This window comes from Rhizobium leucaenae USDA 9039 (assembly GCF_000426285.1).
GTDB classification, from domain to species: Bacteria; Pseudomonadota; Alphaproteobacteria; order Rhizobiales; family Rhizobiaceae; genus Rhizobium; species Rhizobium leucaenae.
Map to the genome: position 1 here is coordinate 1 of NZ_AUFB01000005.1, position 17,722 is coordinate 17,722.

The window sequence follows — 17,722 nt, forward strand, 5'->3', positions numbered from 1 at the left end:
GCCAATGTTTCAAGGCCTATGTCGAGCAACAACTCGTCCCGACGCTGCGACCAGGCGACATCGTCATCATGGACAATCTGGGTAGCCACAAATCCGCGCAGATACGCCAGTTGATCAAGGCCGCCGGTGCAAGGCTCTGGTTTCTGCCGCCTTATTCACCTGACCTCAATCCAATCGAGCAGGCCTTCGCCAAGATCAAGCATTGGATGCGAAAAGCGCAAAAGCGCACCGTCGACGACACCTGGCGATATCTCGGCTCACTCGTCCAGACAATCGATCCAGACGAGTGCACCAACTATCTTGTCAATGCCGGATACGCTTCAAACAAAACATGAAATGCTCTAGAAGAACGCGCCGGGAAACCGGTCGTGCCGGCATCTCACAAAACGAAAAACCCGGCTCGCTTCCACGAACCGGGTTCTGATTTCATAACAGCGTAAATCGCTTAGCTATCGAGGAACGAGCGCAGCTTTCTCGAGCGGCTCGGATGCTTCAGCTTGCGCAACGCCTTGGCTTCGATCTGACGGATACGTTCGCGGGTAACCGAGAACTGCTGGCCGACTTCTTCGAGCGTATGGTCGGTGTTCATGCCGATGCCGAAGCGCATGCGCAGCACGCGCTCTTCGCGCGGCGTCAGCGAAGCCAGCACGCGGGTCGTCGTCTCGCGCAGGTTCGCCTGAATGGCGGCGTCGATCGGCAGCAGCGCATTCTTGTCCTCGATGAAATCGCCGAGATGGCTGTCCTCTTCGTCACCCACCGGGGTTTCGAGCGAGATCGGCTCCTTGGCGATCTTCAGCACCTTGCGCACTTTTTCGAGCGGCATGGCGAGCTTTTCGGCCAATTCTTCCGGCGTCGGCTCGCGGCCGATTTCGTGCAGCATCTGGCGCGACGTACGAACGATCTTGTTGATCGTTTCGATCATATGCACCGGAATACGGATCGTGCGCGCCTGGTCGGCGATCGAACGGGTGATCGCCTGACGAATCCACCAAGTGGCGTAGGTCGAGAACTTGTAGCCGCGGCGATATTCGAACTTATCGACCGCCTTCATCAGGCCGATATTACCTTCCTGAATGAGATCGAGGAACTGCAGGCCGCGGTTGGTGTATTTCTTGGCGATGGAGATGACGAGGCGCAAGTTCGCTTCGACCATTTCCTTCTTGGCGATACGCGCTTCGCGCTCGCCCTTTTGCACCATGTGAACGATGCGACGGAATTCCGAGATCGAAATGCCGGTTTCGGTCGCAAGATTCTGAATTTCCTGGCGGATGTCGCGGATCGTGGTGTTTTCGCTCTTGGCGAATTCCTTCCAGCCGCGAGCGGCCAGATTGCCGATCGACTTCATCCAGTTCGGATCGAGTTCGGCGCCCTGATACTGCTCCAGGAAGCTATCGCGCTTGACGCCGTAGGATTCGGCAAGGCGCAGCAGGCGGCCTTCATTCTGCACGAGGCGCTTGTTGATGTCGTAAAGTTGCTCGACCAGAGCGTCGATGCGGTTCTGGTTCAGCGACAGCGACTTAACGGACTTGACCAGCTCGTCCTTCAGCTCCTTGTAGCGGCGCTCCTGCGCCGACGACAGCGTGCCGGAAGCCGACAGGCGCTGCTCGACCTGCTGGTCCTGCAGCTTGCGCAGCTTCTTGTAGGTTTCCGCGATCGTGTCGAGCGTCAGCATGACCTGCGGGCGAAGCTCTGCTTCCATCGCGGCGAGCGAGAGGCTGGATTCGTCCTCGTCCTCTTCCTCCTCCTCGATCGGCATGCCTTCGCCGCCGACGTCCGTGATGTCGTCGTCTCCGGAGCGCGCGCGCCGGGTCTTTTCCTTCTCCTCGGCAGCCTTGCGGTCCGCCTCGATCTTTTCCGGGCTCTGGAACTGCGGCGCAGCCTTGGCCTCGGGACCGGAATAGGTCGTTTCAAGATCGATGATTTCGCGGAGCAGCGTGGTGCCTTCGTTGAGTTCGTCGCGCCAGATGATCAGCGCCTGGAACGTCAACGGGCTCTCACAGAGACCGCCGATCATGGTTTCGCGGCCGGCCTCGATGCGCTTGGCGATCGCAATTTCGCCTTCGCGCGACAGCAGCTCGACGGAACCCATTTCGCGCAGATACATGCGCACCGGGTCGTCCGTGCGATCGGTCGGCTCTTTCTTCTTGGTGGTTGCAAGCGCCGAACCGCCGGAAGGCGCAAGCTCGCCGCCTTCACCATCCTCGTCGCTGCTGGAATCGTCGTCGTCGCCGCTGCTGGCTGCCGCGCCCGCCTCTTCGACATCCTCATCTTCAATGACGTTGATGCCCATATCGGAGAGCATAGCCATAGTATCTTCGATCTGCTCCGACGTCACTTCTTCGGACGGCAGGACGGCGTTGAGCTCGTCCATCGTCACATAGCCGCGCTTCTTCGCGGCTTTGATCATCTTCTTGACCGCGTCGTCGGAAAGATCGAGAAGCGGGCCATCGGAGGCGCCGTCGCGTTCGACTTCAGCTTCTTCGTTCTCTTTGACCTTGGTTGCCATCTCTATATCGTCGCTTTCCCTGACGCTTAAAACTTACACGCGGTGAATAACCGCTCTGGCCCGGCACGCCTCGCGCCAGTCCCGAATCACCGACAAACACCTAACGGAATGACCTTTAATGCCTGATTAACCACGATCACCGGCTCCGGACAGCAAAGCTGGATTGCGTTTGGAATTCCGGCCATGGTATATGTGATCCGCCTGACCCAGTTTCACCGTTTTTCCGAGGACAAACGGTGATTCCTACAATTTTTGCTCTCGTCAAGCTTTTCCAGCAAAAAAGCCTGTTAAAATCGTGAAAAAGCCTTATCCACAGGCTCAACACGCCCAGAAACAATTGCTTCCCGTATTTAGGAAGTCCCCGCGCGATGACAAGGGCAGGTCCATGAAACCGCCCGCATTTCCGCAGTTGGCGGCAGTGCTGGTGCGATCGGGCCACAAATTTGCTCAAATCCAGTCCATCACCACTTTGCCGGAATTGCCGGAACGCATAGCTTCGAAGCCATCGCGGAAATCATCGATTTTGATGCGGTGGGTAATGACCGGCGAGACATCGAGCCCGCCTTGGACGAAGGCGATCATCTTATACCAGGTCTCGAACATCTCCCGGCCGTAGATGCCTTTCAGATTGAGCATCTTGAAAATCACCTTGTTCCAGTCGATCTCGAAACCGGCCGGCGCGATGCCGAGAATAGCGATCTTGCCGCCATTGTTCATCTTGTCGATCATGTCGCGGAAAGCTGGGGCCGCGCCCGACATTTCCAGACCGACATCGAAACCTTCGGTCATGCCGATCGACTTCATTACATCGGCAAGATTTTCCTTCGAAGCATCGACAACATGCTCGATGCCGAGCTTGCGGGCGAGCGCCAGCCGATTGGGATTGATATCGGTGATGACCACCTTGCGGGCGCCGGAACGCTTGGCGACCATGGCGCCCATGATGCCGATCGGCCCCGCGCCGGTGACCAGCACATCCTCGCCCACCAGATCGAAGGAAAGCGCGGTATGCACCGCGTTGCCGAAGGGATCGAAAATCGCCGCCACCTCGTCCGGAATATCGTCAGGAATCGGCACGACGTTGCTTTCCGGAATGCAGACGAATTCGCCGAAGGAACCCGGACGATTGACCCCGACGCCGCGTGTATTGCGGCAGAGATGGCCCCTGCCCGCCCGGCAGTTGCGGCACTTGCCGCAAACGATATGTCCCTCGCCGGAGACACGCTCGCCGACATGATATTTCGTGACCGCCGAGCCGATCTCGGCAATTTCGCCACAGAATTCATGACCGACGACCATCGGCACCGGAATGGTCTTCTGCGCCCATTGGTCCCAGTTCCAAATATGCACATCCGTGCCGCAGATCGCTGATTTCCTGACCCGGATCAGCACATCGTTCGGCCCAACCTCGGGAACCGGAACATGCTCCATCCACAGCCCGACTTCCGGCTTCGATTTGACCAGCGCCTTCATCATGTTCGACATGAGCTGTCGTCTCCATCCGATTCAAATGATTCCGAGTTCACGTCCCGCCTCGGCGAAAGCGGCAATCGCGCGCTCGACATCGGCTTTCGAATGCGCCGCCGACATCTGCGTGCGGATGCGCGCCTGGCCCTTCGGCACGACCGGGAAGGAGAAGCCGATGACGTAGACGCCCTTTTTCAGCATCAGCGCCGCCATCTCCTGCGCCAGCTTCGCATCCCCGAGCATGACCGGAATGATCGGGTGATCGGCGCCCGCCAAAGTGAAGCCGAGCTTGGTCATTTCGCTGCGGAAAAATTCCGCATTACCACGGAGCCGGTCGCGTAGATCGTTGCCGTTTTCGATCAGGTCGAAGACTTTCAACGAGGCGGCGGCGATGACCGGAGCCAAGGTGTTGGAGAAGAGATAGGGGCGCGAGCGCTGCCGCAGCCAATCGACGATCTCGGCGTTGGCCGACGTATAGCCTCCCGATGCACCGCCGAGCGCCTTGCCGAGCGTCCCGGTGATGATATCGATCCTGCCCTCAACGCCGCAGTGTTCCGGCGAGCCACGGCCATGATCGCCGACAAAGCCGACGGCATGGCTGTCATCGACCATGACCATCGCGCCATATTTTTCGGCGAGATCGCAAACGCCCCCAAGATTGGCGATGATGCCATCCATCGAGAAAACGCCGTCGGTGGCGATCAGCTTGAACCGGCTGCCCTCGGCCTTCTTCAACTCCTCCTCCAGGGCAGCCATGTCATTGTTGGCGTAGCGGAACCGTTTCGCCTTGGAGAGACGCACGCCGTCGATGATCGAGGCGTGGTTCAGCGCGTCGGAGATGATGGCATCTTCCTCCGACAACAGCGTCTCGAACAATCCGCCATTGGCATCGAAGCAGGAGGAATAGAGGATGGTATCCTCCATGCCCAAAAACGCGGATATCCGCGCTTCGAGCTGCTTATGCTCCTCCTGCGTCCCGCAGATGAAGCGCACCGAGGCCATGCCATAGCCATAGCGATCGAGTGCCTTCTTCGCAGCCTCGGCCAGTTCTTCGTTGTCGGCGAGCCCGAGATAGTTGTTGGCGCAGAAATTCAGCACCCGCTCGCCGCCAGCCACGGCGATTTCGCCCGCCTGCTTGGATGTGATCACCCGCTCGGACTTATAAAGGCCAGCATCCTTCAGACCGGCGATTTCGGATTGAAGATGGGAGATGAAGGCAGATGTCATGATGAACGCGCTTTCTCGAAAAGAGATGGAACCATCTAACGACGACATCATCGAATTAGCACATCTGCACACATCATGTCGCGAGGAAGGCGTCAAGGCGACGGTCAAAAGTGTCGCTGGTTTGAATATCGTTGTTCTGATATACAGATATACAACGGAATATATCGATGGCACTTTATATTCGCGACGCGGAAGTAGACTCCTTAGCTAATGAATTCAGAAATTGACGAAAGCGCCCACGAAAACGGAGGCGGTTCGGCAAGCGCTGAAACATGAGCTTGCACGCGCACGGAGGGAGCTTCCGCTGCGCGATCGACTTGCCCGCGCCAAAGCAATGGCCGATGCACTTGGCCCCAATGATCCTAATTTCGATATGAAAGTATTCACTGATGAAATGTGGGGCGATGCCTGATGTTTATCCACGCATCGGCAATTGTCGCAATACTTGGCGAGGAGCCAGGCTATGAGGAAATTGAAAAAAGCCTGGCGAAGGCCAACGGCGATTTCTATGTATCGCCACTCGTGAAGTTCGAGGCAACTTTAGCCCTCGCCCGTCGCAAAGCCCCGGCCCCCGGGCAAAAACCAACACCATCTCTCCTCCGAAGGGCCGGACAAGCTGTTGATGCATTTATCGAAGACATCGGGGCACAAGAGATCGAAATCTCATCGGACATTGGCAAAGCCGCACTGGAAGCAAGCGCTCGATACGGCAAGGCGGTAGGTCACAAAGCCGATCTCAATTTTGGCGATTGCTTCGCTTACGCCTGCGCCAAAGCCCTGAATGTGGGCTTGCTCTACAAGGGAAATGATTTCGCTTTCACTGATATTGGGTAAAGGAAAGCGCCCGCCGCTCATCCCTCTTCAAACGCGCGGATAACCTTCAGGAACGCATCTCCATAGCGTTCCAACTTCGACTGCCCCACGCCCGAAATTCCAAGAAGAGCATCGCGGCTCGTCGGCCGCTCCGTGGCAAAGGCAATCAGCGTCGTATCCGGGAAAACGACATAGGGCGGAACGCCGAGCGCCTTGGCGATCCTAACGCGCTCACTTCTCAACGCTTCGAACAGCGGTTGGGCCTCGCTCGACAGGCTTGACTGTCGCTTCTCGATCCGAGCCGCCTTCTTGGTGCGCCGGCCCGCCTCAGGCCTATCCTTGCGGAAGAAAACCTGACGCTCGTGCTTAAAGACCGCCCGCGCCTCCGGCTCCAGCTTCATCGCGCCGAAAGCAGCATGATCGATGCTGACAAAGCCGCTTGCCAGCAATTGCCGGAAGACGGACTGCCAGGTGCGGGCGGGAATATCTTTGCCGACGCCGAAAACCGGCATGTTCACATGACCGAAACGCTCGGTCTTCTCATTGACCGTTCCCATCAGCACATCGATGACATGGCCGGTGCCGAAGCGCTCGCCGGTACGGTAGACCGCGGCAAGCGCCTTAATCGCCGCTTCGGTGCCATCCCAGGTCTCGACCGGCTTCAGGCAGGTGTCGCAATTGCCGCAGCCACCGCTGTGCCCCTCGCCGAAATGCGCAAGGATCGCCTGGCGCCGGCAGCCGGCCGTTTCGCAGATCGCGAGCAATGCGTTGAGCTTGGCGCGTTCCACACGCTTGATCTCTTCCGCTGCACCGCCCTCGTCGATCATTCGCCGCCGCTGGATGACATCAGCCATGCCATAGGCCATCCAGACTTCGGAGGGTAAGCCGTCACGTCCTGCGCGCCCCGTCTCTTGATAATAAGCCTCGACGGAGCCGGGCAGATCGAGATGGGCGACATAGCGCACATTCGGCTTGTCGATGCCCATGCCGAAGGCGACTGTCGCCACTAGGCAAAGATCCTCTTCCTTCAAGAAGGCGTCCTGGTTGGCATCGCGCACCGACCGATCCATGCCGGCATGATAGGCAAGCGCGCGAACGCCCTGCCCGTTCAACCACTCCGCGGTATCCTCGACCTTGGCCCGCGACAGGCAATAAACAATGCCGCTATCGCCGCGATGACCATCGAGGAAACGCAGCAACTGCTGGCGCGGCTGATCGCGCTCGACAATCTCATAGGTGATGTTCGGCCGGTCGAAGCTGGTGGTGAACACCTTGGCGTTGTCGAGCGCCAGCCTCTCGATGATATCGTCGCGCGTGTGCGGATCGGCCGTCGCCGTCAACGCGATGCGCGGCACGTCGGGAAAGAGCTCCGCGAGCCTGCCGAGATCACGGTATTCCGGCCGGAAATCATGTCCCCATTGCGAGACGCAATGCGCCTCGTCGATGGCGAACAAGGCGATCTTCGCCCTGGCGATCATCTGGCTGAAGCCATCGGTCAGGATGCGTTCCGGCGTGACATAGAGCAGATCGAGCCTGCCGCTGGAGATGGCGCGATAGACATCGCTTGCCTCATCCCGCGATAAGGACGAGTTCAGAGCCGCCGCCCGGATGCCGAGCTGCTTCATCGCCTCGACCTGATCGCGCATTAAGGCGATCAATGGCGAAACGACGATGCCGATGCCGTCGCGGCAGAGTGCGGGAATCTGGAAACAAAGCGATTTGCCGGCGCCGGTCGGAAACAGCACGACCGCATCGCCGCCGGAAACCACATGCTCGACCACCTGCTGCTGCTTGCCGCGAAAGGCGGAATAGCCATAGACTCGTTTGAGAATGTCGAGCGGCGGCGCTCCCGAATTGTCTCTCGCGAACAACGTATCATCGGCGGAAAACCGCGGTTGCTGTCGATCTGGCTGTGACATCTATCCCCTATTTCCCCGCGGCCCCTTTGATGCGGCCGGAAAGCACGCCAAAGCCATCGATGATCGCTTCCTGATTTTCGAGGCGCAAAGCTTCGAGCTGCACTTCCTGCAAAGCGCGCATCAACTGTTCAATGAGGTCGCCGTCGCCCTCTTCCGTGGCCTCCGCGATCGCGCTTTGCAGCTCGATCTTGTGCCAACGCAGCGCCTTCGAGCGTTTGTGAAGCGCAAGCGCCTGGCGATACCCCTCCCGCGCATCTTCCGTGGCGGCCTCCTCGGTCGCCGTCCAGAGCCGGGCATTGCGCACCTGCTGGTCGAGGCTCTTCAGCAATGCGGCGAAGCCCTGCTCCTCCAATGCCTCGATCAGCCGCTCGCGATTGAGCTGCGGGCCGGCCATGGCTGCTGCCGTACCAAGCATGGCGGACCACAGACGCTGCAATTCGCGGCTTTCATAATCGATCGCGGCGATCTCATCATATTCGTCCTGCAGCAATGCCGGATGATTGACGATGGTCAACGCCAATACGCTCTCGCGCAGCCCCGGTATGTCCTGATGACCCTTGATCATCCCCGACCGCATCAAGCGATCGGTCGCTTTGGTGTTGGTGTCCGGTTGCCGATCCCGGCCCGGTCCGCCGCGGCCACCGAAGGCGCGGCCATTTCCCTCGCGGGAAAAACCGCGTCCCTGCTGATTGCCGCCGCGCTGAAACTGCGGTTGGAACAGCCCGTTCAGCCGATCGCGCATGTCCTGCTGATAGTGCCTACGGACGTTCTCGTCCGATATGACCGAAACCATCTGCTTCAGCCGCGCCTCCAGTTCGGCGCGTGCCTCTGGCGTGTCGAAGGTGCCACTGCTCGCTTCGCGGCTCCAGATCATTTCCGCCAGCGGCTTTGCCTGCGCCATCACCTTGTCGAAAGGCGCGCGGCCATCATGGCGGACGAGATCGTCCGGGTCCTTGCCGTCGGGCAGCAAGGCGAAGCGCACGGTGCGGCCCGGTTTGATATGCGGCAGCGCCAGATCGGCGGCACGATTGGCGGCGCGAATGCCGGCGCCGTCGCCGTCGAAGCAGAGCACCGGCTGGGGCGTCATCTTCCACAGGAGTTCGAGCTGGTTTTCCGTCAGCGCCGTGCCGAGCGGCGCGACTGCATTCTCGACGCCAGCCTGATGCAGCGCGATGACGTCCATATAGCCTTCCACGGCGATGATCGTCCCGGCGCCGTCATTGCCCTGGGCGGCACGGCGCGCACGCGTGAAATTGTAGAGCACGTTGCCCTTGTGAAAGAGTTCGGTCTCGTTGGAATTGAGATATTTGGCCGGCGCATCCGGCGACATGGCACGGCCGCCGAAGGCGATCACCTTTTCACGCGAAGACAGGATAGGAAACATGATGCGGTCGCGGAAGCGGTCGTAAGAGACCGGCACATTCTCGTGCACGACGAGGCCGCAGGCTTCCATCTGCTCTTTCAAGACGCCTTTGCCGGCTAAAAACTCCTTGAGCGCATTGCGGCTGTCCGGCGAGTAGCCGAGGCGAAAGGTCTCGATGGTGCGGCCGGTCAGGCCGCGGTCGCGCAGATAGGCGCGTGCCCTCGCACCGTTTGCCGCCTGGAGCTGATCCTGAAAGAACTGCGTTGCCATTTCCATGACATCGAGCAGCGATGTGCGTTCCTTTTCCCGCTTTGCCTCCATGGGATCCGCGACGGGCATGGGAACGCCCGCCATATCGGCGATCTGCTGCACCGCTTCGGGAAAGCTGAGCCCCTCGATCTCGGTCAGAAAACGGAAATGATCGCCCGTGACCCCGCAACCGAAGCAGTGATAACGGCCCTTGCGGTCCTCGCAGTGGAAGCTCGGCGACTTTTCGCCGTGGAACGGGCAGCAGGCCCAGTAATCGCCGCGCGGTACATTGGTCTTGCGCCGATCCCAGGTCACACGTCGACCGATCACGTCCGAAATGGGAACGCGGTCGCGAATCTCATCGAAAAACGTATTGGAAAATCGCATGACTACCTCTGGCTTGCTTCCATATAATCAGGAACGGAGCCCATTGCCACGAGAACCCGCCACCACGCCCGCTATTCACAGCCCCCTCTATTGCGTGACCGAACTCAACCTTTCCGATCACAACTCCGTGAAAACCTCGGCTCAACTCGGGTTCGCGCGCCGGTTTGGAAGGCTGTTTTGACATGGTCTGAGGCAGGGTCCAGGTCGAGTTCCTGCAGCATAGATATGCATTGCGGAAGGTAGACCACACAGCTCACCTTGTAAGAAACGCTCGTAAAAGCAAAGAGTTACTGATAATCAGAGTGAACAGGTAAGAGCGCAAAACGACGCAGTCGGCGACCATTGTCGAAGGTCGAAAGGTGCGCGCTTCTGCCTACTGGTGGCGCATTTGCGGCATAGTTCGTAAGCCAAACATTATTTTTTTGTAATTTGATTGTTGGTGTGCGGCGCAATAGCGTTCTTCTCAAGGGACGAGACAAGCCGGCGAACGAATGGTTCGCGACGCGACATGCCTAGACGTCCCGCCGAACGGGAAACCAGAGGTACAGGTTTTCAGTTTAGGAGAATCCGGATGCGCGTTCTGCTCGTACCCTTTGCTGCCGCCGCTCTCTTCGCCACAGCTACCTATAGCTCGGCTACGACGACGCAAGGTATAGCGCCCGCAGCGACGACGAACGTGCTTTATACCGACGCCGACTATCAGGTGCCGGTTGACATGAAAGTTCCGGCCCTCAAGGCCGGCATCAAGGTTCAGGTATCCTGGTTGCGGTCGCAAGGCATGGATTTGCCCCGGCAAGTCAGGATCATCAGATAAAGTTCACCCCATACCCAGGTGAGGCACCATCCCTACCCCCGGCGCCGCCTCACCTGGGTGCCTTTGCGAAAGACGTTTGATCTTTGGGCCCCACCCTGCGTCATCAAACGCCTGCAAAGCGCAAGAAGGCAGGAGCTCCCCCAGCTCCTGCCTTCTCTATTTCCTGTCACAAGTGGTGAGAAGCGCGCAAACCCGTTCGATTTTCGGGGATTGCCACCGGCTCGGGTCATCTTCAGAAAATATATTAGAAATTTCTATTTAACACTGACCCATCCAAATTCAATTGACAATTGATATTGTAAGCACAATGAATTGCCCGGCTCATCGGAAATCCCAATATGCCATTTGCTGCGGAAGAACTTTCCTCTGATCTTGGTTTCTTCACGACTATTCTCGGCTGCGCGCGCGAGATGGTTGCCGCATACGCTGAAAATCAACGTATGAGCTCGATTTTTGCTTCACAGCAGCGCTGGCTGATGGCCCAAGCCGGACTCGGACTGTATTTCGGCGGCATCGACAGAGAGCAGCCGGGCTTCTATGCCCGCCGCTTTGTCGATTATATTCTCAAACACGAGATCGCCAGTCACAATACGGCGCTGAATTTCATCCAGGAAATGCTGGCCTATCGCTATATGCGCTATCTGCCTGATCCACCCGACAAGCGCCTGCGGCCGATCGAGCCGACCGAAACGGCAGTCGAACAACTCTCAAAATGGTTTTATATCCATCTGATGGCCCTAGACAGCCTGGATGGAGGCCAGCGGATTGCGACGTTTGTCGAGCGGCCGGGGATCGTTGCAGCGCTGCAGCCGGCGATCGCAGAAAGAATCATTGCCAGCGACCGGGTCCGTCACCCCGGCGAGACCTTCGACCTCTTCACTTGGGCAAATTCCGGCGGCGTGGTGATGGATTTCCTTATGTCCCGCATCGGGACGATCGATCCGACGGCAGCAAGAATGGTCATCGGCCCGATTTCGTTCAGCGATATCTGCGATCGGTTCCTGATCTCCAGAACGCATGTGAAGCGATTGATGAGCAAGGCATCTGCTATCGGCAGCGTGGGCTGGGTCGGCAGTCCGGGCAAGAGCCCCTTCTGGCTGTCGCGGGGCTTTATTCAGGAATATTGGGATTACCAGGCCGAAAAATTCGCCATCATCGGCAACGTCTGGGAAGAAACCGTCGGCGCGCTGCCCGTGCCCACGCCGACGGAGCAAGAAAGATTTACTTCAGCAGCTCTTTGAGGATTCCCGAAGCCTTGGCGAAATCCATCTGGCCGGCATAGCGCTCGCGCAGGGCGGCGACGCATTTTCCCATGTCCTTCAGCCCCTGCGCACCGAGTTCGACCACAACGGCGGCGCAGATCTCCCGCACCTTCTCGTCGGAAAGCTGCTCGGGCATGAAACCTTGGATGACGACGATCTCTTCGCGTTCCTTGTCGGCGAGCTCCGGACGTCCGCCATCGATGTAGATCTTCACCGACTCTTCGCGCTGCTTGATCATCTTGGCGAGCAACTGCAGGATCTCGTCGTCGCTTGCCTGTTCCTTGCCGAGGCCACGATTGGCGATGTCCTTATCCTTGATCGCAGCGAGGATGAGGCGCACGGTCGAAAGCCTCGCCGCGTCCTTGGCCTTCATGGCATCCTTCTGGGCGTTGGAAAGCGTTTCGCGGATCATGTTTTTAACTCCTTAAGCAGACCGGCGACGATCGCCTGGCCTCTCATTTCACGTTGCCAGTCTCATAGACCATCAGCGGCGATCATTGCAATTATGTCCGGCCAAACCGAAAGCCGGCGAATTCCTTGGCGGGAAACGAACGGGGCGCATTGACCGACACGCCTTGTTTGGCTATGTCCAGCACCTGCACATTAGATCGATATGAAGGTCTCAAGCCGCGACGCACGTCGCCGGCTGCAATCTGCACAAACATGGCGGAAGCCCACGGTCTTTTCAAGGCCGCGCACGACGCCGGAAACGGGATGACAATGACCGCGACAGCCCCATGGACAACTGAAAAGCCGAGTGCCTTGCTCGTCCTCGCCGACGGCACCGTAATCGAAGGCAAGGGCATCGGCGCGACCGGTAAGGTCCAGGCCGAAGTCTGCTTCAACACGGCGCTGACCGGCTACGAGGAAATCCTGACCGATCCCTCCTATCTCGGCCAGATCGTTACCTTCACCTTCCCTCATATCGGCAATGTCGGCACCAATGACGAAGACATCGAGGATCTGACGCCTGCAGCCCGGCACGGCGCCGTCGGCGTCATCTTCAAGGCCGATATCACCGATCCCTCGAACTACCGCGCTGCAAAGCATCTCGACCAGTGGCTGAAGGCTCGCGGCATCATCGGCATGTGCGGCATCGACACCCGCGCGCTGACCGCCTGGATCCGCGAGAACGGCATGCCCAACGGCGTTATCGCCCATGATCCGAACGGCGTCTTCGACATCGACCAGTTGAAGGCGGATGCGAAGGCTTGGAGCGGACTGGAAGGCCTCGACCTCGCAAAGGTCGCCACTTCAGGCCAATCGTCGCAATGGTCGCAGACGCCCTGGCTCTGGAACGAAGGCTACCGCGAACTCAACGCCGACGATGCAAAATATCACGTCGTCTGCCTCGATTACGGCGTCAAGCGCAATATCCTGCGTCTCTTCTCCGGCCTCGACTGCAAGGTTACCGTATTGCCGGCAACCGCATCGACCGATGATGTGCTGGCGCTAAAGCCGGATGGCATTTTCCTGTCGAACGGTCCCGGCGACCCGGCGGCAACCGGCGAATATGCCGTTCCTGTCATCAAGGACCTGCTGAAGACCGAAATTCCGTTGTTCGGCATCTGCCTCGGCCATCAGATGCTTGGCCTTGCGCTCGGCGCCAAGACGGCGAAGATGCATCAGGGTCACCACGGCGCCAACCACCCGGTCAAGGATCATACGACCGGCAAGGTCGAGATCGTCTCGATGAACCATGGCTTCGCAGTCGACTCGAATTCGCTCCCACAAGGTGTTGAGGAGACTCACATTTCGCTTTTCGACGGCAGCAATTGCGGCCTGCGCGTGTCCGGCAAGCCGGTCTTCTCCGTGCAGCACCACCCGGAAGCCTCTCCGGGCCCGCAGGACAGCCACTACCTCTTCCGCCGCTTCGTCAATCTGGTGCGCGAGAAGAAGGGGGAAGCTGCCCTAGCCGAGCGCGCCTGAGCGCATCAACCGCCTAACCGCATAAGAAAGCCTCGGATTGTCGATCAATCCGAGGCTTTTTTTATGCGTCAAGTTGGGAGGTATAGAGCATTTCCAGGAAAAGTGCGCGGCGGTTTTCCGTCCGGAATGCGCAAAAACAAAAAGGGATAGAGCGGGAAAGCGACCCCGTGAAACGCTGAACCGCTCTATATCTTCACACCAGCTTACGCCTGCAGGCGACGCTGCTTCACGACTTCCAGCTCGCTCGTCATGATCTCCTGCAGGAACTCGAAATCGGACTGCCCGAAGTCGACGAGCCCGAACCTCAATCTGTAGCCCCAGTTCTTGTCCTGGGTGAAATCCAGCCAACCCAGCAGGGGACGAAGCGGCTGTTCGGGCGCATCGAGCCAATCGACATCGCGCCGATAGGCTTTTCCGCAATCCATCTCTGCCCGATAAACCTCGCCCTCGCGGACATAGCCGATCGCCGTGAAGCTCTGGAAGCCATCCTTGCCTCCCATCGTCAGCGATGGCGAATAATAGACGATGCCGTCACCTGGCTTGATGCGCTTCAGCGGAGCCGGTTTGCCGTGGCAAACCTGCATGAAGCCATGTTCCCGCCCGAGGCGAACGTGTTCTGCGGAAGCCACAGCCAGCCAGTAGGATCTCTCGGCAGGCTTGGGTCCGCCGCGAGACACGTTGGCGTGCGGCAGAAGGCGCACCGTTGCACCCGGATTGATCGATTCTTCCCGCGGGAACAGCGCGGCATCGTCACGATTGCTTGCCTTGAAAATCATGTTCGTCTCCCGTCGTTGGTATGGCACCAATATAGACGACCATGCTGTCAATATTTGTCAGCAGTCTCGCCGCTCTGGCTGCAAAATGGCCGGCGTCAACCGGCCATTTTCTTCGAGCGCACCAGGAAATAAAACCGCGTGCAGAGCATCGTCGCAGCCGAGGCCAGCCCCAGCAGAAAGCCGAACCAGATGCCGATTCCACCGAAGCCGAGCGGAAAGGCAAGGAGCCACGCCAAGAAGAAGCCGATCGGCCAATAGGCGATCAACGCCATGATCATCGGCACGCGCGCATCCTTCAGACCGCGCAGCAGGCCGCTGGCGATCGCCTGCAGCCCGTCGACGAGCTGGAACAGGCCAGCCACGACGATCAGCGGCGCCGCATAGGCGAGCACCTGCGGCGCCTCGGCCGACTTGACGTCGAGAAACCAGCTTCCCAGCCACGATGGCGCGGTCGCGAACAGAATGCTGCCGCAGAGCGCAATGCAGCTCGAAACGATGAGCGCCACGATGGCCGCGCGCTTCAGGCCAATATGATCGCCCTGCCCGTGCGCGACACCCACCCGCACGGTCGCCGCCTGGCTGAGGCCGAGCGGGATCATGAAGGCGATCGACGCCCATTGCAACGCGATACCATGCGCGGCAAGCTCGATCGTACCGATCTGCCCCATCAGCAGCGAAGCGGCCGTAAACAGGCTGACCTCCGCCAGGACCGTGATGCTGATCGGAAAGCCAAGGCGAAGGACTTCCCACAACGCATGCCAATCCGGCCGCCAAAGACGGACGAAGATTTCGTAGCGGCGCGTCTCTTCGCGGCTCTGCACATAGCCGAGAATGAACAGGAATCCCGCCGTCTGTACTGCGACGGAGACGATGGCCGCACCATGCAGCCCGAGCGCCGGCATGCCGAAATGACCGAGCACCAGGCAATAGGCGAGCACCGCATTCATCACCAGCATGGCAATGGTGACCTTGAGGATGATGCCGGCGCGGCCGATCGCGCTGACGAGTGCGCGAATGACGTTGTAAAGCAGCCCCGGCAGCACGGCGAAGTGGCCGATCGCGATATAGCCGCTTGCAAGCTTCGCGACGTCGGGCTTTTGCCCGGCTGCAAGAAGGATCTGTTCCGAATAAAGAAAGGCCGGCTGCGCCACCAGCCAATAGGCCGTGACGACCCATAGGCCCATACGCAATGCACGGCGCACCGAAGCCACATCGCCCTTGCCATATGCCTGAGCCACCAGCGGCACGACGGCGATGGAGAAACCGGAACCGAAAATCAGAATCGTGAAGAGAAACTGCGCGGAGAGCACCATCGCCGCCAGTTGCTCAGCACCGAGACGGCCGACGATCATCACATCGGTGGTGTTGATGCCAAGCTGCGCCAGTTGCGCGCCGATCAGCGGTATGCCGAGCGCCAGGGTGGCGCGGACATGGGCAGACCACGAATTATTGTTGTCGTGCGCGAACGGGCGCGCAGCTACCGGCGTATCCATCTTGTGACTCGATTTAAGAACGCGCAAACCACCTACCCAGGCGTGCGCAAGTCTGTCGGCTTAGCGCAACTTGGCTCGAAAAGCCAGCCGACAAAGCCTCGATGCTGAAGAATTCATCCGATCATCAAAATATCTGATGAATGTTTAGGCCAGTTCCTGAACCGCCGCTTCCATCGTGGCTTTCGGTTCACTCTTGCGCACCTTGGCAACGAAGAGGATCACCGCAGCCGCAATCAGCACCGCCGACATGATGAATGGAGCACCGGCGAAAACAACAGGCGCGGACGGTGCGGTAAAATAGCGAAACAGGTAGGGAAACAGCACCGGTCCGATGATCGCGGTGATGCTGGTCAGGCTGCCGAGAGCGCCTTGCAGTTCGCCCTGTGCCGATGGGGGCACCTTGCTTGCTGCAATTGAGCGCAGCGGCGCGTCTGCAACGTTTTCGATCACCGTGACTACGATCACCGCATAGACCATCCAGCCCTGCCACGCGAAGGCATATCCCAGCAAGCCAATGCCGGAAAAGACGAGCCCGAACACCACCGTCTTCCATTCCCCGAGCACCGGCACGATGCGAGGCAAAGCCAATCCCATCACCAGCGCCATGCCGATGCCGTAGGTGCCGAGCGAAATGCCGATCTCCCACGAGGTCCATTCATAGCGATAGGAGGTGACGAAGGACCAGACCGCCGGGAACACACCGTGCGCCAGCCAGTTGAAGAACATGACCACGAAGACCCAACCAAGCCCCTGATAGCGGCCTACTTGCCGTAATGCGCCAAGCGGACTGGCACGCCACAATTCGAAACGCCGGCGATTCTTCGCCGCCAACGTTTCCGGCAGGAGGAAATAGGCACCGGCGAAATTTAGAAGCGACAGTGTTGCCGCGCCATAAAAGGGTGCGCGTGGACCGAATTCGCCAAGGAAACCGCCGATCACAGGTCCAAGCACGAAACCGACGCCGAAAGCCATGCCGATCAGGCCGAAATTCTTTGCCCGGTTTCCATCATTGCTGATGTCGGCAATATAGGCGGAGCATGTCGAGAAACTCGCCCCGCTGACGCCAGCCAGTATCCGGCCGGCGAACAACATCCAGTAGCTGCCCGCAATGGCGCAGATGAAATTGTCGATCGCAAAAGTCAGCACGGACGCAAGCAGGACCGGACGGCGACCGAAACGGTCACTCAGATTGCCAATCAGCGGCGAGAACAGGAACTGCATGGCGGCATAGGCAAGCAACAGCCAGCCGCCATCGGTCGCAGCCTCGCTGACCGAAGCGCCCGTCAGTTCTTCGAGATATTTCGGCATGACCGGCATGATAATGGCGATGCCGATGACGTCGAGGAAGAGAATGATGAAAACGAGGAAAAGGCCGCGACGTACGAATTTTTGATCGATCATGGAGTTTGCCTATCGGGGCTCCATCTCCATGAAGAGACAGAACGTGAACGAAAAACCAAAATGGTCCCTTACCTAAAGATTTTGCCGGAAACAATGCGTGAACGCTTCAATCTTCC

15 protein-coding genes are annotated in these 17,722 nt (G+C 58.9%); 6 read left to right on the forward strand and 9 right to left on the reverse strand.

Annotated features, from left to right (window positions below):
- The coding region (locus tag K290_RS0108980; protein WP_028751606.1) for an IS630 family transposase at positions 1-335 on the forward strand (335 nt) is incomplete at its 5' end.
- Positions 336-445: 110 nt separating this feature from the next.
- Here K290_RS0108980 and rpoD read toward each other — a convergent pair.
- The 3 genes from rpoD to K290_RS0108995 form a co-directional block, all read right to left on the reverse strand.
- Positions 446-2,506 carry an RNA polymerase sigma factor RpoD gene (gene rpoD, locus K290_RS0108985; RefSeq protein ID WP_028751607.1) on the reverse strand — a complete coding sequence of 687 codons (2,061 nt, stop codon included), beginning with the start codon at positions 2,504-2,506 and terminating at the stop codon, positions 446-448.
- 447 nt (positions 2,507-2,953) lie between these two features.
- The gene (gene tdh, locus K290_RS0108990; protein ID WP_028751608.1) at positions 2,954-3,991 is read right to left on the reverse strand and encodes an L-threonine 3-dehydrogenase; all 1,038 of its coding nucleotides are present in this window, start codon (positions 3,989-3,991) and stop codon (positions 2,954-2,956) included.
- Positions 3,992-4,012: 21 nt separating this feature from the next.
- The gene (locus K290_RS0108995) at positions 4,013-5,200 is read right to left on the reverse strand and encodes a glycine C-acetyltransferase (RefSeq protein ID WP_028751609.1); all 1,188 of its coding nucleotides are present in this window, start codon (positions 5,198-5,200) and stop codon (positions 4,013-4,015) included.
- 223 nt (positions 5,201-5,423) lie between these two features.
- On the opposite strand from K290_RS0108995, the gene K290_RS33930 reads away from it, so the two are divergent.
- The gene (locus K290_RS33930; RefSeq protein ID WP_342425898.1) at positions 5,424-5,612 is read left to right on the forward strand and encodes a type II toxin-antitoxin system VapB family antitoxin; all 189 of its coding nucleotides are present in this window, start codon (positions 5,424-5,426) and stop codon (positions 5,610-5,612) included.
- Entirely contained in the window at positions 5,612-6,034 is a 423-nt protein-coding gene (locus K290_RS0109005; RefSeq protein ID WP_037135174.1) for a type II toxin-antitoxin system VapC family toxin, read from the forward strand. Before K290_RS33930 ends, K290_RS0109005 begins: the two co-directional genes overlap by 1 nt.
- 17 nt (positions 6,035-6,051) lie before the next feature.
- Here the strand turns inward: K290_RS0109005 and recQ are convergent, their stop codons facing one another.
- Both recQ and dnaG read right to left on the reverse strand, forming a co-directional pair.
- Positions 6,052-7,932 carry a DNA helicase RecQ gene (recQ, locus tag K290_RS0109010; RefSeq protein WP_028751611.1) on the reverse strand — a complete coding sequence of 627 codons (1,881 nt, stop codon included), beginning with the start codon at positions 7,930-7,932 and terminating at the stop codon, positions 6,052-6,054.
- Between the two features lie 7 nt (positions 7,933-7,939).
- The gene (gene dnaG, locus K290_RS0109015) at positions 7,940-9,931 is read right to left on the reverse strand and encodes a DNA primase (RefSeq protein ID WP_028751612.1); all 1,992 of its coding nucleotides are present in this window, start codon (positions 9,929-9,931) and stop codon (positions 7,940-7,942) included.
- Positions 9,932-10,502: 571 nt separating this feature from the next.
- Here dnaG and K290_RS0109020 point away from each other — a divergent pair.
- Entirely contained in the window at positions 10,503-10,745 is a 243-nt protein-coding gene (locus K290_RS0109020; RefSeq protein ID WP_028751613.1) for a hypothetical protein, read from the forward strand.
- Positions 10,746-11,083: 338 nt separating this feature from the next.
- Positions 11,084-11,986 (forward strand): hypothetical protein, encoded by a 903-nt coding sequence (locus K290_RS0109025; RefSeq protein WP_028751614.1) that lies wholly within the window; start codon positions 11,084-11,086, stop codon positions 11,984-11,986.
- Here K290_RS0109025 and K290_RS0109030 read toward each other — a convergent pair.
- Positions 11,967-12,419 (reverse strand): GatB/YqeY domain-containing protein, encoded by a 453-nt coding sequence (locus K290_RS0109030; protein ID WP_037135175.1) that lies wholly within the window; start codon positions 12,417-12,419, stop codon positions 11,967-11,969. The two genes, K290_RS0109025 and K290_RS0109030, sit on opposite strands and share 20 nt — an antisense overlap.
- A gap of 308 nt (positions 12,420-12,727) precedes the next feature.
- Here K290_RS0109030 and carA point away from each other — a divergent pair, with 308 nt between their 5' ends.
- Complete coding sequence (gene carA / locus K290_RS0109040) at positions 12,728-13,936, forward strand: glutamine-hydrolyzing carbamoyl-phosphate synthase small subunit (RefSeq protein ID WP_028751616.1); 1,209 nt, start codon at positions 12,728-12,730, stop codon at positions 13,934-13,936.
- Between the two features lie 203 nt (positions 13,937-14,139).
- Here carA and K290_RS0109045 read toward each other — a convergent pair whose 3' ends face one another.
- From K290_RS0109045 to K290_RS0109055, 3 genes are all read right to left on the reverse strand, one after another.
- Entirely contained in the window at positions 14,140-14,712 is a 573-nt protein-coding gene (locus tag K290_RS0109045) for an EVE domain-containing protein (protein WP_028751617.1), read from the reverse strand.
- A gap of 95 nt (positions 14,713-14,807) precedes the next feature.
- A complete protein-coding gene (locus tag K290_RS0109050) occupies positions 14,808-16,205 on the reverse strand; it encodes an MATE family efflux transporter (RefSeq protein ID WP_028751618.1) in 1,398 nt (465 codons plus the stop codon).
- Between the two features lie 144 nt (positions 16,206-16,349).
- Positions 16,350-17,606 carry a TCR/Tet family MFS transporter gene (locus K290_RS0109055; protein WP_028751619.1) on the reverse strand — a complete coding sequence of 419 codons (1,257 nt, stop codon included), beginning with the start codon at positions 17,604-17,606 and terminating at the stop codon, positions 16,350-16,352.
- Positions 17,607-17,722 lie beyond the last annotated feature (116 nt).